The sequence below is a fragment of the Blautia hansenii genome, assembly GCF_013304445.1.
Taxonomy (GTDB): domain Bacteria; phylum Bacillota; class Clostridia; order Lachnospirales; family Lachnospiraceae; genus Blautia.
Genome location: NZ_JAAITA010000006.1, coordinates 88,235 through 112,958 on the forward strand (window position 1 = coordinate 88,235; position 24,724 = coordinate 112,958).

19 protein-coding genes are annotated in these 24,724 nt (G+C 45.7%); all 19 read left to right on the plus strand.

Going from position 1 to position 24,724, the window contains the following annotated elements:
- Positions 1-27: 27 nt before the first annotated feature.
- The 19 genes from G5A70_RS06855 to G5A70_RS06940 all read left to right on the plus strand — a co-directional run bounded on the left by G5A70_RS06855 (position 28) and on the right by G5A70_RS06940 (position 24,647).
- The gene (locus tag G5A70_RS06855; protein ID WP_173748922.1) at positions 28-1,206 is read left to right on the plus strand and encodes a glycoside hydrolase family 88 protein; all 1,179 of its coding nucleotides are present in this window, start codon (positions 28-30) and stop codon (positions 1,204-1,206) included.
- Positions 1,207-1,217: 11 nt separating this feature from the next.
- Positions 1,218-2,597, plus strand: coding sequence for a sulfatase (locus tag G5A70_RS06860; RefSeq protein ID WP_173748923.1), 1,380 nt, complete (start codon positions 1,218-1,220; stop codon positions 2,595-2,597).
- Positions 2,598-2,617: 20 nt separating this feature from the next.
- A complete protein-coding gene (locus G5A70_RS06865) occupies positions 2,618-4,132 on the plus strand; it encodes a sulfatase-like hydrolase/transferase (RefSeq protein ID WP_173748924.1) in 1,515 nt (504 codons plus the stop codon).
- A 143-nt stretch (positions 4,133-4,275) separates the two neighbouring features.
- Positions 4,276-6,060 (plus strand): sensor histidine kinase, encoded by a 1,785-nt coding sequence (locus tag G5A70_RS06870; RefSeq protein ID WP_173748925.1) that lies wholly within the window; start codon positions 4,276-4,278, stop codon positions 6,058-6,060.
- A gap of 21 nt (positions 6,061-6,081) precedes the next feature.
- The gene (locus tag G5A70_RS06875; protein WP_173748926.1) at positions 6,082-7,728 is read left to right on the plus strand and encodes a response regulator transcription factor; all 1,647 of its coding nucleotides are present in this window, start codon (positions 6,082-6,084) and stop codon (positions 7,726-7,728) included.
- Between the two features lie 100 nt (positions 7,729-7,828).
- Positions 7,829-9,109, plus strand: coding sequence for a glycoside hydrolase family 125 protein (locus tag G5A70_RS06880; protein WP_173748927.1), 1,281 nt, complete (start codon positions 7,829-7,831; stop codon positions 9,107-9,109).
- Positions 9,110-9,139: 30 nt separating this feature from the next.
- The gene (locus G5A70_RS15965; protein ID WP_319017070.1) at positions 9,140-9,325 is read left to right on the plus strand and encodes a hypothetical protein; all 186 of its coding nucleotides are present in this window, start codon (positions 9,140-9,142) and stop codon (positions 9,323-9,325) included.
- Positions 9,312-9,539 carry a glycoside hydrolase family 2 protein gene (locus G5A70_RS15970; RefSeq protein WP_302702871.1) on the plus strand — a complete coding sequence of 76 codons (228 nt, stop codon included), beginning with the start codon at positions 9,312-9,314 and terminating at the stop codon, positions 9,537-9,539. Before G5A70_RS15965 ends, G5A70_RS15970 begins: the two co-directional genes overlap by 14 nt.
- Positions 9,540-9,563: 24 nt before the next feature.
- Entirely contained in the window at positions 9,564-10,802 is a 1,239-nt protein-coding gene (locus G5A70_RS06890) for an AGE family epimerase/isomerase (RefSeq protein WP_173748979.1), read from the plus strand.
- Positions 10,803-10,902: 100 nt separating this feature from the next.
- Entirely contained in the window at positions 10,903-12,285 is a 1,383-nt protein-coding gene (locus G5A70_RS06895) for an NCS2 family permease (protein ID WP_173748928.1), read from the plus strand.
- Between the two features lie 543 nt (positions 12,286-12,828).
- Positions 12,829-13,389 carry a M15 family metallopeptidase gene (locus G5A70_RS06900; RefSeq protein WP_370779157.1) on the plus strand — a complete coding sequence of 187 codons (561 nt, stop codon included), beginning with the start codon at positions 12,829-12,831 and terminating at the stop codon, positions 13,387-13,389.
- Positions 13,390-13,772: 383 nt separating this feature from the next.
- Positions 13,773-15,113 (plus strand): TrkH family potassium uptake protein, encoded by a 1,341-nt coding sequence (locus G5A70_RS06905; RefSeq protein WP_173748930.1) that lies wholly within the window; start codon positions 13,773-13,775, stop codon positions 15,111-15,113.
- Positions 15,114-15,174: 61 nt separating this feature from the next.
- Positions 15,175-16,737 carry a DUF4118 domain-containing protein gene (locus tag G5A70_RS06910; protein ID WP_173748931.1) on the plus strand — a complete coding sequence of 521 codons (1,563 nt, stop codon included), beginning with the start codon at positions 15,175-15,177 and terminating at the stop codon, positions 16,735-16,737.
- A complete protein-coding gene (locus tag G5A70_RS06915; RefSeq protein WP_173748932.1) occupies positions 16,730-17,425 on the plus strand; it encodes a response regulator in 696 nt (231 codons plus the stop codon). Before G5A70_RS06910 ends, G5A70_RS06915 begins: the two co-directional genes overlap by 8 nt.
- Positions 17,426-17,540: 115 nt before the next feature.
- Positions 17,541-20,072 carry an FAD-dependent oxidoreductase gene (locus G5A70_RS06920; RefSeq protein ID WP_173748933.1) on the plus strand — a complete coding sequence of 844 codons (2,532 nt, stop codon included), beginning with the start codon at positions 17,541-17,543 and terminating at the stop codon, positions 20,070-20,072.
- Positions 20,073-20,238: 166 nt separating this feature from the next.
- Positions 20,239-20,742 (plus strand): GreA/GreB family elongation factor, encoded by a 504-nt coding sequence (locus G5A70_RS06925; protein WP_173748934.1) that lies wholly within the window; start codon positions 20,239-20,241, stop codon positions 20,740-20,742.
- Positions 20,743-20,840: 98 nt separating this feature from the next.
- Positions 20,841-22,601 (plus strand): Na/Pi cotransporter family protein, encoded by a 1,761-nt coding sequence (locus tag G5A70_RS06930; RefSeq protein ID WP_173748935.1) that lies wholly within the window; start codon positions 20,841-20,843, stop codon positions 22,599-22,601.
- A gap of 43 nt (positions 22,602-22,644) precedes the next feature.
- The gene (locus G5A70_RS06935) at positions 22,645-23,319 is read left to right on the plus strand and encodes a winged helix-turn-helix domain-containing protein (protein ID WP_173748936.1); all 675 of its coding nucleotides are present in this window, start codon (positions 22,645-22,647) and stop codon (positions 23,317-23,319) included.
- Positions 23,316-24,647 carry a sensor histidine kinase gene (locus tag G5A70_RS06940; RefSeq protein ID WP_173748937.1) on the plus strand — a complete coding sequence of 444 codons (1,332 nt, stop codon included), beginning with the start codon at positions 23,316-23,318 and terminating at the stop codon, positions 24,645-24,647. Before G5A70_RS06935 ends, G5A70_RS06940 begins: the two co-directional genes overlap by 4 nt.
- The last annotated feature ends 77 nt before the right edge of the window (positions 24,648-24,724 follow it).

The following is a 24,724-nucleotide window of genomic DNA, read 5'->3' on the forward strand; positions in this document are numbered from 1 at the left end:
TAAGATTAGGAAAATGGGAGGACAAGTATGGCACAGACATTTGAAACCCTTAGAAAGTATCCGGGGACTTCGGAAAAAATGCTTCAAAAGGCAATCGAGCAGGCGACCAAAATTGTAAAGGGCAATCTGGGGGATTTTACAGAGTCCTTCCAGTCTCCCAATACGGAAAACGGTTTCTACTGGCCTACGGAAAATGTAGAGTGGACCACAGGATTTTGGACCGGTGTTGTATGGCTGGCGTATGAACTGACAAAGGACGAGGCTTTCCGAAAAACAGGGGAAATCCATGTGGAGAGTTTTCTGAATCGTATAGAAAAGAAAATTGACGTGAATTATCACGATATGGGATTTTTATACAGCCTTTCCTGTGTTGCGGCATACAAACTCTGCGGCAATGAAAAGGGCAGGAAGGCTGCTGTTATGGCGGCAGACCACCTTTTGACCAGATACAGGGAAAAGGGAGAATTTATTCAGGCATGGGGCAATGTGGGGGACCCCGGGGACTATCGGCTGATTATTGACTGCCTGTTAAATCTGCCTCTTTTGTACTGGGCAACAGAGGTTACAGGAAATCCGGAATATGCGGATAAGGCCTGCCGTCATATGCATACAGCCATGCAGTGTGTGTTGAGAGAAGACCATTCTACTTACCACACTTATTATATGGACCCGGAGACGGGGAAACCTTCTTACGGAGTCACCCATCAGGGAAACAGAAATGGTTCTGCGTGGGCAAGAGGTCAGGCCTGGGGTGTGTATGGCGTTGCGCTCAGTTACCGTTATCAGCAGAAACCGGAATATATTCAAATGTTTCGGGATGTGACAGATTACTTTATTGCGCATCTGCCGGAGGATTTGGTTCCCTATTGGGATTTCGATTTTGACACAGGCAGTACAGAGCCAAGAGATTCTTCTTCTTCTGCTATTGTCATCTGCGGTATTTATGAAATGCTGCCTCACCTGGAGAAAGAGGAGGCAGAGAGATACCGCATGGCAGCGGACAAAATGCTGTGTGCGTTGATAGAAAAATGTGCGGTAAAGCACAGGACAGAGTCTAACGGACTTCTGCTTCACGGTACTTATGCCAGAAGCTCCGAGGAGAATACCTGTAAGAACCGGGGTGTAGATGAATGCAATACCTGGGGAGATTATTTCTATCTGGAGGCTTTGCGGAGAAGACAGGGTGAGTGGAACCCTTATTGGTAGGAGGCAGAAAGGTGAAGAAAAAACCGAATTTACTATATGTTTTTTTGGACCAGTGGAGATATCATGCGATGGAATGCACGGGGGAAGACCCTGTGCATACTCCGCATATGGATACTTTTGCAAAAGAGAGTCTGGACTGCAGGGAGGCGGTAAGTACCTTTCCTCTGTGCTCCCCGCACAGAGCTTCGCTTCTGACAGGAAAGTATCCTTTTAGCCTGGGCATGTGGACCAACTGTAAAATCGGACTCAGCGAGGTGCTCATGCTGCGTCCCCAGGAAACCTGCATTGGAAACGTATTGAAAGAAAATGGATACCATACCGGATATATCGGAAAATGGCATTTGGACGCAGCGGAACAGAACTTTCAGCAAAATCCGGTTTCCGGGGCAAGGGACTGGGACGCTTATACGCCGCCGGGCGAGCGAAGACAAGGCTTTGATTACTGGCTTTCCTATGGGGCCTGCGACAATCATTTAGATCCCCACTACTGGGCAGATACGCCCAGGCAGATAAAACCTGGCTGCTGGTCACCGGAATTTGAGACAGACAAGGCGCTGGAATATATGGAGGAACAAAAGGGAGAAGAGGAGCCGTTTGCACTTTTTGTATCTTATAATCCCCCCCATCTTCCTTATGAATTGGTTCCGGATAAGTATTATAAGCAATATGAGAATATGCCGGTTCACTTCCGGAAAAATGTGCCACCGGAAAAGCGGACACCGGAAATGGAAACCATTACCAGACAGTATTTTGCAGCAATAACCGGGGTGGATGAGCAGTTTGGCAGAATTTTACAGTATTTAAGGGACCATCATCTGGAAGAGGATACTTTGGTGGTGCTTTCAGCAGACCATGGAGAAATGTTGGGGTCCCATGGACGTATGAGCAAAAATGTGTGGTATGAGGAATCCATTCATATTCCGTTGTACATACGGCAGAAGGGACAGGTTCCTTTGGGAGTGTATAAGGAACTGCTGGCAAGTCCGGACCATATGCCGACGCTTTTGGGGCTTCTGGATATTCCTGTGCCGGATACCTGCCAGGGCTTTAATCATGCGCCATGCATACGCGGGGAAGCAGATAATGCACCCAAACAGGCATTTTTGTGTTCTTATCCCGGAATGCCGGAAATGGTGGCAGCTTATGAAAAGAAGGGAAGGAACAGCAAATGCTACGGATGGAGAGGTATTCGTACCCAACGGTATACGTATGTAGTGAATAATGGTTATACGCCGGGGGAAAGGCAAGTACGTCTTCTCTATGACAATGAGAAAGACCCTTATCAGATGTCTCCTCTGGTGATTACGGAACTCAATCAGGATCTGGTGCAGGAATACGAAGCAAGGCTGCGGGAATATCTGGATATGCAGCAAGACCCGTTTCTTTTATAGAGCAGGGGACAGGAGGAAGTATGAGCAGGAAAAAACAGGTGATTTTTATTATGACAGACACCCAGAGGACGGATATGCTGGGCTGTTACGGCAATGAACGCATGATAACGCCTAATCTGGACAGGCTGGCCAGAGAAGGAATCCGCTACGACAAGGCATATACCACACAGCCGGTATGTCAGCCGGCCAGAGCGGCAATTTTTACGGGAAGCTACCCACATTCCTGCGCGGGGTGGTCAAATTGTATGGGATTGTCGGACAATGTGCCGAATATCGGACAGAGGCTGAGCGACGCGGGAATTCATACCGCTTATGTGGGAAAATGGCATTTGGACGGGGGAGATTATTTCGGGCTGGGCAGATGCGCCAAAGGCTGGGATGAGGATTACTGGTATGATATGCGGTGCTTTCTGGAAGAACTGACCCCGGAAGAACGATATCGTATCCGGCAGATGGAAAGCATTGAGAAATATAATATTACGGAAGATATGACGTATGGACACCGGTGTGCAGACCGGGCTGTGGATTTTATAGAGAAACACAGGGATGAAAATTATTTTCTGGTGGTTTCTCTGGACGAACCACACGGGCCCCACATCTGTCCGAAGAAATATGTGGATTTATATGAAGACTATGAGGTTCCCATAAAGGAAAATATGAAGGACACTCTGGAGAATAAGCCGGAACATCACAGAATCTGGGCCGGGGAGGAGTATCTGAAGGTCTGCAGGGAAGACTTTTCTTTGAAGCCAAAGGAATTTCTGGGCTGCAATACTTTTGCAGACTATGAAATCGGAAGAGTGATAGACGCGGCAGAACAGCAGGAGGACGCGCCCATTATCATTTACACCTCGGATCACGGAGATATGATGTATGCCCATTCCCTTACAGGAAAAGGCCCGGCGCTGTATGAGGAGATTGTACATATTCCTTTGATTATCCGGGGGCTGGGACAGGGTGTAGATACCAATCCGGTTTCTCATATCAATCTGGCGCCCACTATTTTTGACATCTTCGGTGTGCCCATTCCGAAAATGTTTGAGGGCAGAAGTATCTGGCAGGAAGTTCTGAATCCGCAGGCTCGCTGCAACGATTATGTGTTTATGGAATTTGGAAGATATGAGGTTGACCATGACGGCTTCGGCGGTTATCAGCCGCTGCGGGGTGTTTATGACGGCAGATACAAAATGGTGCTGAATCTCATGACCAGTGATGAACTGTATGATTTGGAAAAAGACCCCCAGGAAATGGTAAACCTGATTGAAAAACCTGAGTATGAGGAAGTGAAGAAACGGCTTCATCAGGCAATCCTGGACAATATGTATGAAACCAGGGATCCGTTCCGGGGATATTATTGGGAGGACAGGCCGTGGAACCGGAGAACGGAATTTAAGACCTGGGACAGCAGGCTCATGACCAGACAGCGGGAAAATGAGGAATATGAACCAAGACAGCTGGACTACGGCACCGGACTGCCTATGACTGCGGCAGTAAGGAAAAAAGGGGAATCGGACGCAAAATTTGCAGAAAAATAGAGTGAAAGAGACAGGGGACTGCAGGAGAAGGGCAGTGTCCTGTCTTTCGCATACCTGGAAGAAAGAGGCAGTTTCTTCTTGTAGAGAGAAAAGAGAATGAGTATAATGAAAGGCAGAGATGTATCGTGTTGGGGGACGCCAAAATGAAGAATAAAAAAATATGGAAAACACTCCAGGGAAGGATTATCATGTACAATCTGAGTATTGTGATTCTGGTGGCCTTCATTGGAAGTATGGGAACTTATCACAGTTCGTTTAAGCGCTCTTTGGAAATGACGGAGCAGACCATGGAGAATGATATCGAGGGTATTTCAGAAAATTTTTTTGTGGCCTATGAAGAAATGATGAATATTATTCTGAACTGTACGGGTCGAAGTTCTATGAATTACGGCAGCCTGGATTTTGCAGACCAGCCTTCCGCCAAGAAGCAAGCGCTGATAAACAGTACACTTATGAGTGACTACTGTGCCATTTCCGGATACGGTTCTTATATTAATAAACTGATGATTCTGGACAAAAACGGAAATGCCATACAGTCCGGCAGCAGTCCGGGGAGCAAGGATGACGTAAAACAATTACTGGAGACAGACTGGTTTTGGCAGGAAGCGGAAAAGTCGGCGGATGAATACCGTCTGAAAGTAGTGGACAACCCCTTTTTTCAGGGGAAAGGGGAGATGTTGATTCCCATCGTCCGTCCTTTGGACGTAGCAGGCAGCAACAGCAAGGAGGGATGGGGATTTCTGGGATTTTCCACCAAGTTGTTTGAAAAAGAACTGAAAAAGGCAGACCATGGGGACACTCTGGTGGTTGCTGTGGAAGACGGGACCGTTATCGCAGCTGCCAATGAGGAAAAATTTCAGAAAAAGGATTTGCAGGAAATGACAAAAAATCTGTTGGAAGCAGAGACCTCCGGCGGCATTGAAAAGAAGAAGCTGCAGGGAGAAGCATGTCTGGTAGCCTGGTCTAAAAATTCTATGAGCGGTATTCTGGTTTACGAAATTATGCCAATCAGTTCTATTAAAAACGAGAAAATGCTGATTCTAAACCTGGCTGTTTTCATGTTTATCAGTTGTCTGCTGGTGGGAATGGGGATGTCGGTGCTGTTTTCCAACCGGCTGCGAAAACCAGTGGCGCTTTTGAGCGAGCAGGCAAGAAAAATCGGAAACGGAGATTTTTCCTGTAACCCACAGATTGAGAGTGAAGACGAATTGGGGGAAATCGGCCGGGGTATGAATAAAATGAGCAGGAAAATTGCCCAGCTTCTGGATAAAAGTGTGGAAGATGAGCGGGAGAAGAAGAATCTGGAAATTAAGATGCTGCAGGCTCAGATAAATCCACATTTTTTGTATAATACCCTGGATTCCATTCGGTGGATTGCCGTGATACAGAAAAATACCAGCATTGTGAAAATGGTTGCAACCCTGTCCGGACTTCTGAAAAATATGGCAAAAGGTTTTAATGAGAAAGTGACTTTGCGGGAAGAACTGAAGTTTCTGGAGGATTACATTACCATTGAAAAAATGCGTTATATGGAAATGTTTGATGTAGAGACCCAGGTGGAAAAAGAAGAGCTGTACGAGGCAAAAATCATTAAGCTGACCTTGCAGCCACTGGTGGAGAATGCGATTTTTTCGGGAATTGAGCCGGGAGGAAAGAACGGAAATATCCGTATTCATATCTGGCAGGAAGAGAACCGGCTTTGCGTCAGTGTAAGAGATGACGGCGTAGGAATGACGGAAGAGAAAATCCGGGAGATTATGGAAAACCCGCAAAAGCGCAAAGGTGACACGATGAGCGGCATCGGTCTTCCTAATGTGGACCAGAGAATTAAGCTGGTCTATGGGGAAAGCTATGGGATTCATATTCGCAGCCGGGTGGGGGAATACACAGAAATTCTGGTGACTTTACCCATAGAATATGGAAAATAAATAAAAAAGAGGATGGAGAAGATGTATCGTATTTTACTTGTGGACGATGAACCGTTAATACTGGCAGGGATTGCGTCTATGATGGAGTGGGGAGATTATGACTGTGTGGTTGCGGATAAGGCAACCAACGGAAGTCAGGCATTGGAAAAGATAGAAGAAATCCAGCCGGATATTGTGATTACGGATATTAAGATGCCGGCCATGAATGGACTGGAATTTATGGAGGAGTGCAGAAACCGGGGATATCAGGGGGAATTTATCCTGCTGACCAACCTGGAAGAATTTTCTCTGGCACAGAGAGCCCTGCGTCTGGGGGCCTTGGATTATCTGGTGAAAATAGAAATTACACCGGAAATCCTTGGAGAGAGTCTGCAAAAAGCCACTGCGATATGTCGGGAAAAGCAGGAAGCAGAGGGCAGTCCGGTTATTCAGGAAGTATTGCAAAAAAACGCAGAGGAGATTACAAAAAAATTCTTCGGGGAAATTTTGGAAAATAAGAGGGAAGATTGTGGAAAACTGCGGGAAAAATGGGAGAAAGAAGTAGAAAGACTGGGATTGGAAAAACTATATGAAAGTCCGGTGCTTGTGTGGATTCGCCCCTATCAGCAGGAAACCCATTTGTTCCAGAAGACAGAGGCAGCAGAGCAAAAGGAAATTATGGAATATGCGTCCAGTCTTTTAAAACAGTTTATGGACCGTATCAGCCCGGTTTACTGTATGATGAACTGGGAGAGAAGGGGAATTCTGGCTGTATTTCCACAAAAAGAACTGCCGGATTCTTTTTCTGCCCTTGGAAATAAGATTTTGACTATTTTTCAGAATTATTTCGGAAATCCGGCTTTTGTGGCGGTCAGTACACCGGCAGAGAATATCTGGGAAGGCTTTGGCCGTGGGGTTCATCAGATAAGAACTCTGGAGGAATATTATTATTACCACAGTGAAACTCCCATTTTGTGTGCCGGGGATTTTCATCCTGAAGACCTGGAAAAGAACCATTCCAGGCACGAGGTTTTTGACATCAGCTTTCTGAAAAAGGATTTGCAGCAGGCCCTGATTGTGCAGGACAGGGAAAAGGTGGAACGGGTTTTTTCGGAAGTGGCAGAACTTTTTTTGGAATACCAGCCGGCAAGAGCACAGGTCATTGATGCCTGTATGAATCTGTACTATTTCTTTTTCTCTTATGCAGAGGGGGAGAAGCCAGGAGAGGAAAGGGGCTTTCCCTATCCTTCGGAGATTGTAGAACGGCTGGGCGCCTGTTTTACCTTAGAGGAGAATATTCGCTGGCTGCAGGAACTGGGAAATTGGATTGGCAGCAGGATGGAAAGCCTTAAGGGCGGCAGCAAGACGGAGAAAATCGTTGCCTCTGTGAAAAAATATGTACAGGAAAATTATAAAGAAAAGCTGACTCTTGCTATGATTGCCAATGCCATCGGCATCAGTCAGGGGTATCTGAGCAGTGTGTTTAAAAAGCAGACGGGCAGCAATCTGAATGATTATGTCAATCAGGTGAAAATCGAAAAAGCCAGGGAGCTTCTGGGGCTGCATGAATATATGATGTATGAAATTTCGGATATGTTGGGATTTGAAAATCCTTATTACTTCAGCAAGGTTTTTAAAAAGATTATGGGAATGACGCCCAGCGAATATGAAATGACAAGAAAAAATTAGAGGATATCTGGGAAAATTCCACTATTTTTTTCAAAAAAAGTCTGCTAGAATATTCCAAAGAAAATTTACTTTCCAATTATATTGATATGGAGGACAAATCATGAGCATACAGGAAACCATGGATGATTTTTTAGAAATGTTAAAAGAGCAGACAAAGGAATGTCCGCATCTTATGGAACTTTTCACTACCTGCTACACCAACACACTGGATACCACGGTAAAGAGAATGGAAAACAATACCACCCATGTCATTACCGGGGATATTCCTGCCATGTGGCTGCGGGATTCCGCTGCCCAGCTGCGTCCGTACATCTTTCTGGCGAAGGAAAATGAAGAGGTGCGGGAATTGATAGCAGGTCTGGTAAGACGGCAGTTTTTCTGTATATGCATAGACGAGTATGCCAATGCCTTTAACGATTCTCCAAGCGGAGCCTGCTGGGAAAAAGATGACCCCAACCAGAATCCCTGGGTTTGGGAACGAAAATTTGAGGTGGATTCTCTGTGCTATCCCATTCAGCTTGCGTACCTCTTATGGAAGAATACAGGCTGCACCACCCAGTTTAACGAGGATTTCCAAAGCGGGGTACAGAAGATTTTAGAGGTGTTCCGAACCGAGCAGCACCATGAGGAAAAATCCTCTTACCGCTTCTGCCGCCATAACGGTTATTACCGGGATACCCTTTCCAGAGATGGAAAAGGTGCGCTGGTAAAATCCGGTACGGGCCTGATTTGGTCCGGTTTTCGTCCCAGTGATGACGCCTGCACTTACGGGTACCTGATTCCTTCCAACATGTTCGCCGTAACCGTGCTGGGATATCTGGAGAAAATTGAGCGGAAGATTTATGGCAATGGGGAAATTGCAGAGGCGGCAAAGGCTTTGAAAGAGGAAGTACATACCGCCATTGAAACCATTGGAAAGACTTTTACCGAAGAGTTTGGCATGGTCTACGCCTATGAAACGGACGGATTCGGCATGTACAATTTAATGGACGATGCCAATGTGCCAAGCCTTCTGGCCATGAATTACCTGGGTTATCCGTCAGATAAGGAAGTCGAAGCCAACACCAGAAGACTGCTTTTAAGCGAAGCCAATCCTTTTTACTTCAAGGGCGCAAAAGCGGCAGGGATAGGAAGTCCCCATACTCCGTCCAACTACATCTGGCACATTGCCATGGCGGTGCAGGGGCTGACCACCGGGGACAGAGAAGAAAAGAGAAGAATTCTGGAAAACATGGCTGCTACCACAGGAGGAAAAGGCGTGATGCATGAGGGCTTCTGCTGCGAGGATGACACCCGGTATACCAGAGAGTGGTTCTCCTGGGCCAATGCCATGTATGCAGAATTATTCTTGAATTATCTGGGGTATACACTGGACAAATAGAATTATGCAAAGCGTTTCTTTGCGCCTGTGATGATTTCCTGCCAGGAAGAAAGCTGGCTGACCCAGGAAGCCAACATGAACCGCCAGCATTTTGCATTTGAGAAATCTATTACCCTAAATGTGACAAATGAGACTTTAAAAGACAGAGAAATTTTGGTAAAATGGTATCTGCGGAACGCGAAGGCAGAAATTTTGGAAGCCCATGAAATACTTTAAATATGAAAATCCAAATCTCCGTTACAAAGTGGAGGGGAATACCATTACCGTGTGGGCGGATGCCTATGCAAAGAGTGTGGAAATCTTAGATGAGAATGAGGATATGGTGCTGTCCGACAATTATTTTGATTTGCACGGGGACAGCAGAACCGTGGAAGTTTTAAGAGGTGTGCCTGAGAATATCAGAGTCCGCAGCGTTTATGACATTCGATAGAGGAGGATAACAGCAATGGGTGAAATGAGTAAAAAATATTTGATTGATACGGAGGAAAACAGACAGTTTTTAAAAGAAATCAATGAGAATTTATTGAGTTTCGGACATAAATTCCCGTCTCCGGGAGGAAGCTCTTACTATCTGGGCGGGGACGGAACTCCCTGGAAGGAGAGAAACCGTGAAACCTGGATTACTTCCCGTATGGCTCATGTGTACAGCATCGGAACTTTTCTGGGACATGAAGGCAGCAAAGAACTGGCAGCCGCAGCCATCAAAGGTTTAAGAGGAGAGCTTCACGATGATAAAAACGGCGGCTGGTATGCAGGACTTACCGCAGACAATGAAATTGTGCCGAATAAACAGTGCTATGCACATGCATTCGTTATTCTGGCCGCTTCTTCTGCCGTACTGGCAGGGGTAGAAGGTGCTCAGGAACTTTTAGAAGACGCTTTGAAACTCTATGACCTGCGTTTCTGGAACGAAGAGGAAGGTCTTTCCTGTGACACCTGGAACACAGAGTTTACCGTATTGGATGACTATCGCGGTTTAAATGCCAATATGCACACCGTAGAGGCATTCCTGGCAGCAGCAGACGTGACAGGAGATGAAAAATACCGCAAAAGAGCAGGACGTATCATTGACCATGTGCTGGTATGGGCATCAGATAACAACTGGAGAATCCCGGAACACTTTACAAAAGAGTGGGTGGCAGATTTGGAATGCAACAAAGAACAGCCGGCAGACCAGTTCAAACCATACGGCGCTACACCGGGACACGGCATTGAATGGGCAAGGCTGATTACCCAGTGGGCTTTATCTGCACACAAGGACAACAAAGAAGGCGCTGCAAAATACATCGAAGCGGCAGAAAATCTCTTTAACCGCGCAGTGGAAGACGCATGGAATGCAGACGGGGCGCCGGGTATCGTATACACCACAGACTGGGAAGGCAAGCCGGTGGTACACGACAGAATGCACTGGACACTGGCCGAGGCCATTAACACCTCCGCAGTGCTGTACCATGTGACAAAGAAAGAAAAATACGGCGAAGACTATACAGAGTTTATGAAATATCTGGACGAAAAAGTGTTGGATCATGTAAACGGTTCCTGGTTCCATCAGATGAATGAGAAGAATGAAGTCATTGGAACCGTATGGCCGGGCAAATCCGATATTTATCATGCCCTGCAGGCAACCCTGATTCCTTATCATACACCGGAACTGTCCATTGCTCCGGCGGTGAAGGCTGGGATGCAGATTTAGGCCGGTTTTGTTTAATTTTATAAAAAGCTTGTAAAACCAAGCGGAATTGCTTACAATACATCTGTTGCCCTATAACGATAGAAAACGGAGGAGAAATAGAATGTTGGAAAAGATATTCAAACTGCGTGAGAACGGTACAGATGTGAAAACAGAGATATTGGCCGGAATCACCACTTTTATGACCATGGCCTATATTTTGGCTGTCAACCCGGGTATTATGGCAGAAGCAGGCATGGACCAGGGAGCTGTATTTACCGCTACAGCTCTGGCTGCCCTTCTGGGTACTTTATTTATGGCGTTTTTTGCCAATTATCCATTTGCACTGGCACCGGGAATGGGACTGAATGCGTACTTTGCGTACACTGTAGTGCTGGGAATGGGATACTCCTGGGAAACCGCTCTCACAGCAGTTTTTGTGGAAGGTCTTGTTTTTATTGTTCTGTCACTTACCAATGTGCGTGAAGCAATTTTTAATGCCATTCCCCAGAACTTAAAAGCTGCTGTGAGTGTGGGAATCGGTTTGTTTATTGCTTTTATCGGCCTGCAGAATGCCAAAATTGTCATTGGCGGTTCCACTCTGCTGCAGCTGTTTTCTTTAGAGGCTTATAATGAGGTAAACGGAGTAAAGGCTTCCTTCCACGACGTGGGAATTACCGTGCTTCTGGCCATTATCGGAATTTTAGTCACAGGATATCTGGTTATTAAGCAGGTGAAAGGAAATATTCTGTGGGGGATTCTGATTACCTGGATTTTAGGAATTATCTGCCAATTTGCAGGAATCTATGTACCGAATCCAGAACTGGGATTTTATGGTCTGCTTCCTGATTTCAGCAATGGACTTTCCATTCCAAGTATTGCCCCTGTGTTTGGAAAATTGGATTTTAGCGGGATTTTTTCACTGAATTTTGTGGTTGTGGTATTTGCCTTTTTATTTGTGGATTTGTTTGATACCATTGGAACACTGATAGGGGTATCCTCCAAGGCTCAGATGCTGGATGAAGACGGAAAACTTCCCAATATTAAAGGTGCCTTAATGGCAGATGCAGTAGCTACAACATTGGGTGCCGTTATAGGAACATCCACCACCACTACTTTTGTAGAAAGTGCATCTGGTGTTTCAGAAGGAGGAAGAACAGGACTGACTTCCGTGACAACGGCTGTTTTGTTTGGTCTGTCCCTGTTCCTGTCACCAATTTTTCTTGCTATTCCGTCTTTTGCAACGGCGCCTGCACTGGTAGTAGTCGGTTTCTATATGCTGACGAATGTAGTGAACATTGACTTTGATAATGTTTCTGAAGCATTGCCGTGCTATATCTGCATTGCTGCCATGCCTTTCTTCTACAGCATTTCCGAAGGAATTTCTATGGGGGTTATCTCCTATGTGGTTCTGAATCTGTTTACAGGAAAAGCAAAAGAGAAAAAAATCAGCCTGTTGATGTATGTGCTGGCAGTACTGTTTGTGCTGAAGTATGTGCTTCTGTAAGAGAAGAAATAAAAAGATAGCCGGGAATGCTGCAGTTGGCAGTCTCGGCTATCTTTCTGTTCCGGCATAAGTATTTTCCAGTTTTCTCCCTCTTGTATGAAATGAGTTATCCGGTACATAATAACTCAAGTAGGAAAGAACTATTAAAAATTTAAAAAAATTGTAACAAAATGAAGAAATTACAAAAAAAAGATGATATAATAAGCGCACATTACGTAATTGAATCAGTTGTATTTTGGGTAAAGGGTGGTAATTAATATGAACCAGAGAAGCAGGAGAAGGCACAGAAGAAATATCCGAAGAGTCCGGCAGAGAAACAGAAGATTGCTGTTAATGGCGGTTCTTATGTGCTTTATTGCCTGGGCGGGCATTACGAATATAAAGAAACAGAAGGAAGCAGAGGAGTCCAAAGCGGCTTACGCAGAGCAGCAGAAAAAAGAAGAAGCAGAAAAAGAAAGTGAAAAAGAAGAATCCAAGCTGGTTCTGGCAGAGGAAAGCGAGAAGGACAAGTGGTATTTAAAGCTGGTAAATGCCAAAAATCCCATGACAGAAGCAGACGTGCCGGAGGTGGAGACGGAAACTCTGGATTCGGAAGGGTATCAGGTGGATGCCAGAATTATGGATGACCTGGAAGACATGTTTGCAGCGGCAAGAGAAGCCGGACGTTCTCCTATGATTTGTTCGGCATTTCGCTCCTGGGATACGCAAGTATCCTTGTATCAGAACAAAATCAGCAGAGTCATGAGCGAGGACGGGCTGAATGAGGAAGATGCAGCCATAAAAGCGGCCACTGTAGTGGCAAAGCCAGGTACCAGTGAACATCAGGTGGGGCTGGCTCTGGATATCGTTTCTTCCGAGTATACCAATCTGGATGAGGGACAGATGGAAACGGAAGACCAGAAGTGGCTGATTGAAAACTCCTGGAAATATGGATTTATTCTCCGTTATCCACTGGACAAAAGTGATATTACAGGGGTTATTTTCGAGCCCTGGCATTACCGCTATGTAGGGAAAAAAGCGGCAAAAGAAATTACCGAGCAGAATCTGACTCTGGAGGAATATCTGGGGGCAGAGCCGGTGGGAGACCCTACGGGGGATTTGTAAAAAGGGAATCGTCGTTTTATGCGACGGTTCCTTAAATTATTTACGGAGAATTTCTTCAAAAGGAAAAGATACACTTTTTCACAATCTTTATTTCTTCCCCCTTTTACAGTATGAAACAAAGAGTAGAAGCATCTGCTAATACTTTTGCAAAGATGCATCCATTTTTGTCATTCCTGGGGGTTTTTATCGGAATGCCGATTCTGACGCTGGGAGCCGTAGCTCTTTGCTCTTTCGTCGTGGTTTTTCCGGTAGCTTTGATAATGGGATGGATATAAAGATTTCTTTATACAGTCTTAATACTGTATAAAGTTTGCTTACACAGTTTTTATGCATGACAAGCCATAATTAAGATACCATAAAGATTGTGGAGGAAGAGAAAACTCATGCGTAAAAAAAGACATTTTACTTCATTTCAGATTATCAGTCTGGGATTTTTTATAGTAATTTTGACTGGTAGCCTTCTTCTGATGCTGCCTGTTTCTACCAATGGACCGGGAGGAGCCTCTTTTTGGGATTCTCTGTTTACGGCCACTTCTGCGGTTTGTGTAACTGGTTTGATGCTGCATGATACGGCACAGTACTGGTCTTACTTTGGGCAGTTTGTCATTATGATTCTCATTCAGATAGGCGGTATGGGCGTAGTGACTGTGTCCATTGCCATAGCCATGCTTTCCGGGAGAAAAATAGGACTTATGCAGCGAAGTACGATGTGCGAGGCGATTTCCGCCCACCATGTTGGGGGAATTGTGCGCATGACAGGCTTTATTTTAAGAACAACAATTATCATAGAACTGACAGGAGCAGCAGCCATGTTTCCGGTGTTCTGCCGGGATTTTGGCGCGGTGAAAGGGTTGTGGTATTCTCTTTTTCATGCGGTTTCAGCTTTTTGTAATGCCGGATTTGATTTGCTGGGAGTGAGAAGTGAATTTTCCTCCCTGACTACTTATGCGGACAATCCGGTGATTAATATTACCATTATGACCCTGATTGTCACCGGAGGAATCGGTTTCCTTACCTGGGATGATATAAAAACCCACAAAATTCATCTGAAAAAGTACAGAATGCAGAGTAAGGTGATTCTTACGGTAACCAGTCTGTTGATTTTACTGCCTGCCCTGTATTTTTATTTTGTAGAATTTTCTGCGGACAAGTGGAGCGGCATGAGCGTATCAGAGAGGATTTTGGGTTCCTTTTTCCAGTCTGTAACACCCAGAACAGCCGGATTTAATACAGTGGATTTGACCATGCTCAGCGAAGCGGGCGTATTTATTATGATTATCCTTATGATTACCGGCGGTTCTCCCGGGTCGACTGCAGGCGGCATTAAGACAACTACCATTGCCGTGTTGTTCTCTTCTGCCTTTTCTGTATTCCGAAGAAAAGGGGAGACCAATTGTTTTCATCGCAGAATTTCAGACGACACCATAAACCATGCGGCTACGATTCTCCTGATGTACCTGGTGTTGTTCCTCACCGGCGGAATTGCCATAAGCTGTATGGAAGGCATTCCTATTTTGGACTGTCTTTTTGAGACGGCTTCGGCCATAGGAACTGTAGGGCTGACCCTTGGAATCACTACAGAACTTGGATTTGCTTCCCGGCTCATATTGATTGTGCTCATGTTCTGGGGACGTGTAGGCGGCCTGACTCTGGTCTTTGCAGCTATTTCCGGCAAGCATCCGGACTTTGCCAAATTTCCTATGGAGAAAATTACCGTGGGATAGTGAAGCGCAGAGAAAAGTGTGCTAATATGGAAAACAGAAAAAGAGGAAAGGATGCAAAAAGATGAAAAGTACGTTCAGGGACTTGTTAAGCCGGGAAAAAGGGAAAATAGAAAATCTGGCAGGAGATGTTTTAAAAAGTATATTTGTGCTGGCAATCTCTACATTTATCAGTTACTTTTTTTCCCGGCGGGGATTTCGGGAAGCAAATATTATTACCGTATATATTCTGGGGGTTCTGATAACGGCTATATGGACTTCAAAGAGAGCATACAGTCTTGTCAGTTCCGTTATCAGCGTCCTGCTCTTTAATTTTCTGTTCACAGAGCCGCGCTATACTTTCAATGCCTATGACGCTGGGCATCTGGCGACCTTTCTGGTGATGTTTATCGCTGCTTTTATCACCAGTTCCCTGGCGGTGAGAATAAAGCAGCAGGCCATGCAGTCTGCGGAAACAGCATACAGGACAAAGATTCTTTTTGAAACAAATCAGCAGCTGGGCATGGAGCAGGATATTCAGGGGATTATTTCTGTTACCTGTGGGCAGCTCAGAAAACTTTTAAAGAGAGACATTATTTTCTATGAAGTGCAGAATAACAAACTGGGAAAGCCTGCAGTATTTCCTTATCAGGAGGAGGACTTACCCAATTACCTGTCACCGGAGGAAACGAAGGTTGCCCGATGGGTGCTGGAACACAATATTCATGCAGGTGCGGCTACGAAAACTTTTCCGGAAGCAGAATTCCTGTATCTGTCCGTAAGAGTGGGCAGTGATGTGTTTGGCGTAGTGGGAATTGCTATTGGAAAAAGCAGACCGGATTCCTTTGAAAAAAGTGTTATGCTGTCTATTCTGGGCGAATGTGCCCTGGCTATGAAAAATGACAAAGTTTCCAAAGAAAGAGCCGCCGCTGCGCTTTTGGCAAAGAATGAACAGCTTCGTGCCAATCTGCTGCGCTCCATTTCTCATGATTTGAGGACGCCTCTGACATCTATTTCGGGAAATGCAGGGATTTTGCTGTCCAGTGAAGAAAGTATGGACCGGGAAAAGCGCAGACAGTTGTATGAAGATATTTACGATGATTCCCTGTGGCTGATTAATCTGGTGGAAAACCTGCTTTCTGTTACCCGGATTGAAGATGGTACTATGAAGCTTCGGCTGAATACAGAACTTCTGGAAGAAATTGTTCATGAGGCAGTGAAGCATGTGGAAAAGAGAAGCAAGGAACACAGCATTACGGTTCACTTTTCAGACAGCCTGCTTTTGGTGAAGGCAGATGCCAGACTGATTGTTCAGGTATTGATAAATCTTATGGATAATGCTATTAAATATACCCCTGCCGGGTCGACGATAGAAGTAGAGACAAGGCAGAAGGATGGCCTGGCAGAGGTCAGCGTATCGGATAACGGAAGCGGTGTTTCAGAAAATGCCAAGGCGCATATTTTTGAAATGTTTTATACAGATGCCACAAAAGCGGCGGACAGCCGCAGAAGTCTCGGTCTGGGACTTGCTTTGTGCAAATCTATTATTACGGCTCATGGAGGAACAATAAAAGTCGAGGACAATCAGCCTCATGGCGCCCGCTTTGTATTCACATTGCCTGCGAAGGAGGTTAAATTACATGAATAAACCATTAATTTTAGTTGTTGAAGACGACACAGCAGTCAGAAACCTGATTGTAACCACTTTGGAAACCCATGATTATCGTTTCCAGGCAGCGCCCACAGGGGAAACTGCCATTATGGAGGCGGCTTCTCACAATCCGGACGTGATTCTTCTGGACTTGGGACTGCCGGACATGGACGGCATTGACATTATCAAAAAAATCCGTACCTGGTCTAAGAAACCGATTATTGTGATCAGTGCAAGAAGCGAGGACACGGACAAAATCGAGGCGCTGGATGCAGGGGCAGACGATTATCTCACGAAGCCTTTTTCCGTAGAAGAACTTCTGGCCCGTCTCAGAGTGACTTTCCGCCGTTTGAACGACAGCCGCGAAGAGCAGGTGCAGAATTCCGTATTTCAGGATGGAGACTTGAAGATTGATTATGCCGGGGGCTGCGCCTTTATGAAAGATAAGGAACTGCATTTGACTCCTATTGAATATAAACTGCTGTGCCTTCTTTCCAAAAATGTGGGAAAGGTGCTGACGCATACCTATATCACAAAAGCCATCTGGGGAAGCGCATGGGACAATGATGTGGCGTCCCTGCGGGTATTTATGGCAACTTTGAGAAAAAAAATTGAGCCAAACCCATCAGAGCCTATGTATATACAGACGCATATCGGCGTTGGGTATCGGATGCTGAAGGTGTGACAGGAAAAAACAGAAAATAACCACAGAAAACAGTAGTAATTTTATCCAGATTGGATTATACTGTAGGTAACACGAAATTGTATAAAAAGAAAAACAAAAGGGAGGTTACTTACGAATGGAATCCTTGAAATTGAGAGAAAATTTTTACTGGACCGGCATTGTAGATGACCAGCTGAGGGTATTTGACATTATTATGTATACAGAGTTTGGAACAACCTACAATTCCTATGTCATGAAGGCCGGCGATAAGACCATCCTGTTTGAGACAGCCAAGGCAAAATTTTTTGATGAGTATCTGGAAAAACTGAAAGAGATTACAGATATTTCCACCATCGACTATCTGGTGGTGAACCACACAGAGCCGGATCATGCCGGAAGCGTAGAAAAGCTTCTGGAATTAAATCCGGGGCTGAAAATTGTGGCAACAGGCTGCGCCATCAGCTTTTTGAAGGAAATCGTAAACGGCGAATTTACGGCCATTCCCGTAAAGGACAACCAGGAGATGAAAATCGGGGACAAAACCCTAAAATTTCTTGTAGTGCCCAATTTACACTGGCCGGATACCATGTATACTTATATTGAAGAAGAACAGATTCTGGTAACCTGCGACTCCTTCGGTTCGCACTACGGCTTCCATGATATTCTGGTGAGCAAGGTGACAGACCGGGAAGGCTATATGCGGGCAACCAAGTATTACTTTGACAACATTATCGGGCCTTTTAAGCCTTATATGAAAAAGGCGCTGGACAGAGTGAGAAATCTGGATATTTCCATGATTTGCACAGGACACGGTCCGGTGCTGGATACCAACATTGATTTTATGCTGGATACTTATGAGGAATGGTGCACCGTGGTGAATCCCAATCCCAGAAAAACCGTAATTATTCCTTATGTAAGCGCCTATGGATATACAAAACAACTGGCAGAAACCATTGCCAGGGGCATTGAAGAAAGCGGAGATATTGATGTGCGCTGTTATGATATGGTAGAAGCAGACCGGGGCAAGGTTTTGGAGGAACTGGGCTTTGCGGACGGAATCCTCTTCGGTTCGCCCACCATTGTAGGAGAAGCGTTAAAGCCTATCTGGGATTTGACAACCTCTATTTTCGCAGGCACTCACGGCGGTAAGCTGGCCGGCGCATTCGGAAGCTATGGCTGGAGCGGCGAGGCGGTTCCCCATCTGATTGAAAGACTGAAACAGCTTCGCATGAGGGTGATAGACCAGGGCTTCCGGGTGAAGTTCAAACCAGGAGAGGAAAATCTCATGGACGCTTATGAGTACGGCTATAATTTCGGCTGTGTGCTTCAGAATAAGGAAAATGTAAAGCAGGCAAAGGGAAGCAGAACACTGGTGAAATGTCTGGTATGCGGAGAAATCTTTGATTCTTCTCTGGAAATCTGTCCGGTCTGCGGTGTGGGCAAGGAGAATTTTGTGCCTGTAGGCGTGGAAGAAAACAATTATCACAACGATACCAGAAACTTCTATGTGATTCTGGGCGGCGGCGCAGCAGGATACTCCGCAGCAGCGGCCATCCGGGAAAGAGATAAGACAGGCTCTGTGGTTATGATTTCCAATGAGCCATATCTTCCTTACAACCGTCCAATGCTGACAAAATCCCTTATGGCAGATTTGACAGAAGAGCAGATTGCCATGCAGAGCAAAGAATGGTATGAAGAGCAGAACATTCATCTGATACTGGGAAAAGAAGTTACCGGCCTGGATACAGAGCAAAAAGAGGTCCTGCTGGAGGACGGTACGAAGCTGGCTTATACAAAACTGATTTACGCCCTTGGTTCCGAGTGCTTTATACCGCCGATTCCCGGCCATGAGCAGGAAGGCGTTGTGGCTGTACGCCGTCTGGCAGATACCAGAAAAATTGAAAATATGCTTCCAAAAGTGAAACATGTTGTAGTTATCGGCGGCGGTGTGCTGGGACTGGAAGCAGCATGGGAAATGAAAAAAGCAGGCTGCAGCGTAACGGTACTGGAATTGGCTCCCCAGCTTATGGGACGTCAGTTGGACGAAGCAGCAGGAGAAATGCTGAAGCTTATCAGTGAGAGCAGGGGCATTTCCATACACACAGGCGTTCAGATTGCAGAACTGGAAGGAAACGGAAACGTAACAGGTGTGAAGCTGGGAGACGGTACAAGCCTTCCGGCAGAACTGGTTCTTGTATCCTGCGGTGTGAGAGCCAACACACAGCTGGCACAGGCAGCGGGCCTGGAAATTGACCGGGCTGTTGTGGTGAATGAGAAGATGGAAACCAGTGTGCCGGATATTTATGCCTGCGGAGACTGTGCCCAGTTTAAAGGCGTCAATTACGCAATCTGGCCTCAGGCGGTAGAACAGGGCAAGGTAGCCGGCGCAGCGGCCTGCGGCGATGAAGCCGTATACGAGACCGTTCCGGCGGCGCTTAGCTTCCACGGCATGAAGACCGCACTTTTTGCAGCAGGAGACAATGGCAAAAATCCGAACCTGATTTACAGGACAGCAGAGTTTAAGGATTTGGGAAGAAAACATTATCAGAAGTATTACTTCCTGAACAACCGCCTCTGCGGCGTCATTCTTATAGGGGATGTTAGCCGTATGGCAGAGATGACCCAGGCGCTGGAAAATCATGCGCTGTATCAGGAAATTGTGAAATAAAACGGGCAGAGATGATTTGTGAAACAACAGCGGGAATCTTTATACATGAGAGAATGGTGTATAAAGGTTTCCGCTTTGACTTTTGTCGGGTAGACAAACACAGAGGGGAAGGATATACTATTTAAAAGCAATAAAAATAAAACCAGTGAAAAGTGAGGTTACAGACATGGGAGAACGTCTTACCAAAAGCGATGTGGAAAAAATTCAAAAAGAAATCGAATACAGAAAGCTGATTGTACGCAAGGAAGCCATTGAGGCTGTGAAAGAGGCAAGAGCCCAGGGGGATTTGAGCGAAAATTTTGAATATTATGCGGCAAAGAAGGACAAAAATAAAAATGAGAGCAGAATCCGCTATCTGGAACGCATGTTAAGACAGGCTGTCATTGTGTCAGAAGACTCCAAAGCAGATGAAGCCGGTATGAATAACGTAGTCGAGGTATATTTTGAAGAAGAGGACGAGACAGAGACCTACAAGCTGGTGACCTCTATCCGGGGAAATTCTCTGGAGAATAAAATCAGCATAGAGTCTCCGCTGGGAAAGGCTATTCTGGGACATAAAGAAGGCGATAGAATCTGGGTAAAAATCAGCGACTCCGCAGGCTATTACATTGTCATTCGTCATATCCGAAAAAATACAGATGACGCAGAAGACGCCATTAAAAGTTTCTGATATTTTACATAGATTTAACATAAATCCTTAAAAGATTTTACATAGGCTGCTTATAATGAGAAAAACTAAAGAAATATACCGTACAGAAGGAGAAAATTATGGATTTTTTTAGCATTTTAAGTATGATAGGAGGTCTTGCCCTTTTCTTATATGGGATGCATGTTATGGGAGATGGTCTGGCAAAGGTTTCCGGTGGAAAGATGGAGAAGATTCTGGAAAGCCTTACCTCCAATCCTTTAAAAGCAGTAGGGCTGGGTGCCCTGGTAACGGCAGTGATACAGTCTTCCTCTGCCACCACAGTTATGGTAGTGGGGTTTGTAAACTCCGGCATTATGAAACTTTCCCAGGCAGTAGGCGTCATTATGGGAGCCAATATCGGAACCACGGTGACTTCCTGGATTCTCAGCCTTTCCGGTATTGAGAGTGATAATTTTTTTGTTCAGTTGTTTAAGCCTGCATCTTTTTCGCCGGTTCTGGCCATGATAGGTGTAGCTTTCTTATTGTTTGCCAAAAGTGAGCGGAAGAAAGATTTGGGAACCATTTTTCTGGGATTTGCCGTGCTGATGTACGGTATGGACAGCATGAGCGCAGCAGTGAAACCTCTGGCAGACGTACCAGAATTCACGGGAATTCTGACCGCATTCAGCAATCCTCTGCTGGGTATGCTGGCCGGCGCCCTTTTGACGGCTGTGATTCAAAGTTCTTCTGCGTCCGTGGGGATTCTGCAGGCCCTCTGTGTCACAGGGGCTGTCAGCTACGGAGCAGCCATTCCCATTATTTTGGGACAGAACATCGGTACCTGTGTGACGGCTTTGTTGTCTGCCATTGGCGCAAAGAAAAACGCAAAGCGCGCCGCTATGGTACATCTGTATTTCAATATCATTGGCACAACGGTATTTCTGGTGATATTCTACGGTCTGAATCTGGTTTTTAAGTTCAGCTTTTTGGACCATGCAGCCAATGCAGCAGGCATTGCCGTTGCCCACAGTGCTTTTAATGTTTTTGCTACCGCTGTGCTTCTGCCATTTTCCAAAGGTCTGGAAAAACTGGCCTGTCTTACCATCCGCGATGAAAAAGAAGAAACCGCACAGTCAGATGGTGCTCAGCTTTTAGACATTCGTTTTCTGGAGCAGCCAGCTTTTGCCATGGAACAGAGCCGCAACGTGGCAAAGCGTATGGCGGATACATCTAAGAATGCGCTTTTTACAGCCTTTTCCCTATTTAGGGAGTACAATCCCGAACAGGAAAAAGCAGTGACAGAAGAAGAAAAACGGGTGGATGCGTATGAGGATGCGCTGGGAAGTTATCTGGTGAAGCTGGGGCAGAAGGATTTGACGCAGCAGGACAGCAGAGATTTATCCATCATTCTGCACTGCATTGGAGATTTTGAGAGAATTTCTGACCATGCGGTAAATATTATGGAATCCGCCAGAGAACTCCATGAAAAAGGAATACACTTTTCTAAGAAGGCTCTGGAAGAACTGAAAGTTATCAGCAGGGCAGTGGCAGATATTGTAAATACTTCCTACCAGGTTTTTGAAGAAAAAGACAGAGAGCTGGCAAAGCAGGTAGAGCCTCTGGAAGAAATCATAGATGAACTGAACATGGAACTGAAAAACCGCCATGTGCGCAGACTGCGGGAAGGTACTTGTACCATTGAGCAGGGTTTTATACTGTCGGATGTGCTGACCAGCCTGGAGCGGATTGCAGACCATTGCTCCAACATTGCAGTGTGCGTTTCTCAGGTGGCAGAGGACAGCTTTGATACCCACAGTTACTTAAATGCCATGAAAAAAGAAGAAAATGAAGCCTTTCAGCGCAGAATGGAAGAGACAAGGAAGCAGTATTCTCTGCCGTAAGGAGATGCAAACGGGGGATACCAAGAAGGAGTAGGATACAGAGATGATTTATTGTGTGGAGGATGAACGGAATATCAGGGAACTGCTGGTATACACTCTTGGAACCACAGGATTTGAGGCCAGAGGTTTAAGCGATGGAAAAGAACTGAAGAAAGCGCTGAAAGAGGAAGTGCCGGAATTGATTCTGTTAGATATTATGCTGCCGGGAGAAGACGGCTACCGTATTCTGGAGAAGCTGAAGCAGAGCCCGGAGACCAGTGAAATTCCTATTATTATGGTAACGGCAAAAGAAGCGGAATACGACAAAGTACGTGGACTGGACGGCGGTGCAGACGATTATATTACAAAGCCTTTTGGTATGATGGAATTTATTGCAAGGGTGAAAGCGGTGCTGCGCAGAACCAAAAAACATTCTCAGAAACAGGAATATCGTTTTAAGGGGTTGAAGGTCCATGTGGAGCGCCATCAGGTTTTTGATAATGAACGGGCAGTGGAACTGACTTTAAAGGAATTTGAACTGCTCCGTTACCTGATGGAGAACCAGGGGCTGGTAGTCAGCCGGGACCAGATTCTGGAGCGTATCTGGGGATATGAATTTGCAGGTGAAACCAGAACCGTAGACGTACATATCCGGACATTGCGGCAGAAGCTGGGAGAATCCGGTTATCTCATAGAAACTGTCCGGGGTGTGGGGTATCGCATAGGAGACAGGCAATGAAGCAGAGAATCATGAATAATATAGGGTTTCTGGTGGCTCTGAGCATGCTTCTGACTTTTACCGCAGCCAGTGTTATTATGTATGAAAAATACAACAGTTATATGAGGCAGGATGTAAAAAATGAGGTAGAGTATATCCGATATGCCATAGAGAAGATAGGAGAGGAGTATCTCACGGAAGAGACCGGAAATCTGACAACCAGTCGGATTACCCTCACGGCGCCGGACGGAACCGTTCTGTATGATTCTGAGCAGTACGCTGACCAGGAGGAAAATCGTACCGGCAGTCCCGGATTTGAAAAGGTACAGGAAGATGGAACCGGAGAAGTCATGCGCTATTCAGAGTCCCTTTCCCAGCAGACCTACTACTATGCCGTTAAGCTGAACAGCGGGAATATTCTGGGGGTGGCGAAGACTACAGAAAGCGTTTTTCATACCATGTTTTCCAGCTTTGCCCTGATGGGAATTCTTTTGCTGGCAATTTTGGCGCTTGGCTTCTGTCTTATGGAGAGGCAGACCAAGAAACTCATAGAGCCTATCAATCAGTTGGATTTGGAACATCCTCTGGAACATGTGGAATACGAAGAACTGCGTCCTCTTTTAAACCGTGTGGACCAGCAGAACCGGCAGATTGCCCAGCAGGTGGAAGAACTGCGGCAGGCGGAAACCGTACGCCGGGAATTTTCTGCAAATGTGTCCCATGAACTGAAAACCCCTCTGATGTCCATTTCAGGATATGCGGAACTGATGAAAAATGAGATGGTGCGTCCCCAGGATGTGCCGGAATTTGCAGGCAGGATTTATGACGAGGCCAGCCGCCTGACCAGTCTGGTACAGGATATTATTGAGATTTCCAAGCTGGATGAAAAGAGCGGGGAAATGCCCTTTGAAACCGTGGATTTGTATGAAGTGGTGCAGGATATCTGTCAGAACCTCATGTTGCCGTCTAAGCGGAAACAGGTCACCATTTTTACAGAGGGAAAGAGTGCAGAGATATATGGAGTACGCCACATTTTATACGAGATGTTGTATAATCTTGTGGATAACGCCATTAAATATAACAAAGAAGGTGGATATGTAAAGGTTCTTCTGGCAAAAGAGAAGGAACATGTGATTTTCACGGTAGAAGACAATGGAATCGGAATTGCCAAAGAAGAGCAGGAGCGTATTTTTGAACGGTTTTACAGGGTGGATAAAAGCCATTCCCGCCAGACCGGAGGCACCGGGCTGGGACTTGCCATTGTAAAGCACGGTGCAATGCTCCATCACGCGGAAATTCTTCTGAGCAGCGAGCCGGGAAAAGGAACGAAAATCCAGGTACAGTTTTAAGAAAATACAGAAAAACAGCAAACAAAAAAGGCTATCGTTTTACATGCACTTCAAGCGATAGCCTTTTTTGCTGCAAA

What these genes read in the sequence shown, in the direction of transcription:
- G5A70_RS06855 (WP_173748922.1), top strand. Translation starts at nt 28, where the DNA reads ATGGCACAGACATTTGAAACCCTTAGAAAGTATCCGGGGACTTCGGAA.
- G5A70_RS06925 (WP_173748934.1), top strand. Translation starts at nt 20,239, where the DNA reads ATGGGAGAACGTCTTACCAAAAGCGATGTGGAAAAAATTCAAAAAGAA.
- G5A70_RS06920 (WP_173748933.1), top strand. Translation starts at nt 17,541, where the DNA reads ATGGAATCCTTGAAATTGAGAGAAAATTTTTACTGGACCGGCATTGTA.
- G5A70_RS06875 (WP_173748926.1), top strand. Translation starts at nt 6,082, where the DNA reads ATGTATCGTATTTTACTTGTGGACGATGAACCGTTAATACTGGCAGGG.
- G5A70_RS06915 (WP_173748932.1), top strand. Translation starts at nt 16,730, where the DNA reads ATGAATAAACCATTAATTTTAGTTGTTGAAGACGACACAGCAGTCAGA.
- G5A70_RS06935 (WP_173748936.1), top strand. Translation starts at nt 22,645, where the DNA reads ATGATTTATTGTGTGGAGGATGAACGGAATATCAGGGAACTGCTGGTA.
- G5A70_RS06890 (WP_173748979.1), top strand. Translation starts at nt 9,564, where the DNA reads ATGAGTAAAAAATATTTGATTGATACGGAGGAAAACAGACAGTTTTTA.
- G5A70_RS06905 (WP_173748930.1), top strand. Translation starts at nt 13,773, where the DNA reads ATGCGTAAAAAAAGACATTTTACTTCATTTCAGATTATCAGTCTGGGA.
- G5A70_RS06895 (WP_173748928.1), top strand. Translation starts at nt 10,903, where the DNA reads ATGTTGGAAAAGATATTCAAACTGCGTGAGAACGGTACAGATGTGAAA.
- G5A70_RS06910 (WP_173748931.1), top strand. Translation starts at nt 15,175, where the DNA reads ATGAAAAGTACGTTCAGGGACTTGTTAAGCCGGGAAAAAGGGAAAATA.
- G5A70_RS06865 (WP_173748924.1), top strand. Translation starts at nt 2,618, where the DNA reads ATGAGCAGGAAAAAACAGGTGATTTTTATTATGACAGACACCCAGAGG.
- G5A70_RS06900 (WP_370779157.1), top strand. Translation starts at nt 12,829, where the DNA reads ATGACAGAAGCAGACGTGCCGGAGGTGGAGACGGAAACTCTGGATTCG.
- G5A70_RS06870 (WP_173748925.1), top strand. Translation starts at nt 4,276, where the DNA reads ATGAAGAATAAAAAAATATGGAAAACACTCCAGGGAAGGATTATCATG.
- G5A70_RS06930 (WP_173748935.1), top strand. Translation starts at nt 20,841, where the DNA reads ATGGATTTTTTTAGCATTTTAAGTATGATAGGAGGTCTTGCCCTTTTC.
- G5A70_RS06940 (WP_173748937.1), top strand. Translation starts at nt 23,316, where the DNA reads ATGAAGCAGAGAATCATGAATAATATAGGGTTTCTGGTGGCTCTGAGC.
- G5A70_RS15970 (WP_302702871.1), top strand. Translation starts at nt 9,312, where the DNA reads ATGAAATACTTTAAATATGAAAATCCAAATCTCCGTTACAAAGTGGAG.
- G5A70_RS06880 (WP_173748927.1), top strand. Translation starts at nt 7,829, where the DNA reads ATGAGCATACAGGAAACCATGGATGATTTTTTAGAAATGTTAAAAGAG.
- G5A70_RS15965 (WP_319017070.1), top strand. Translation starts at nt 9,140, where the DNA reads ATGATTTCCTGCCAGGAAGAAAGCTGGCTGACCCAGGAAGCCAACATG.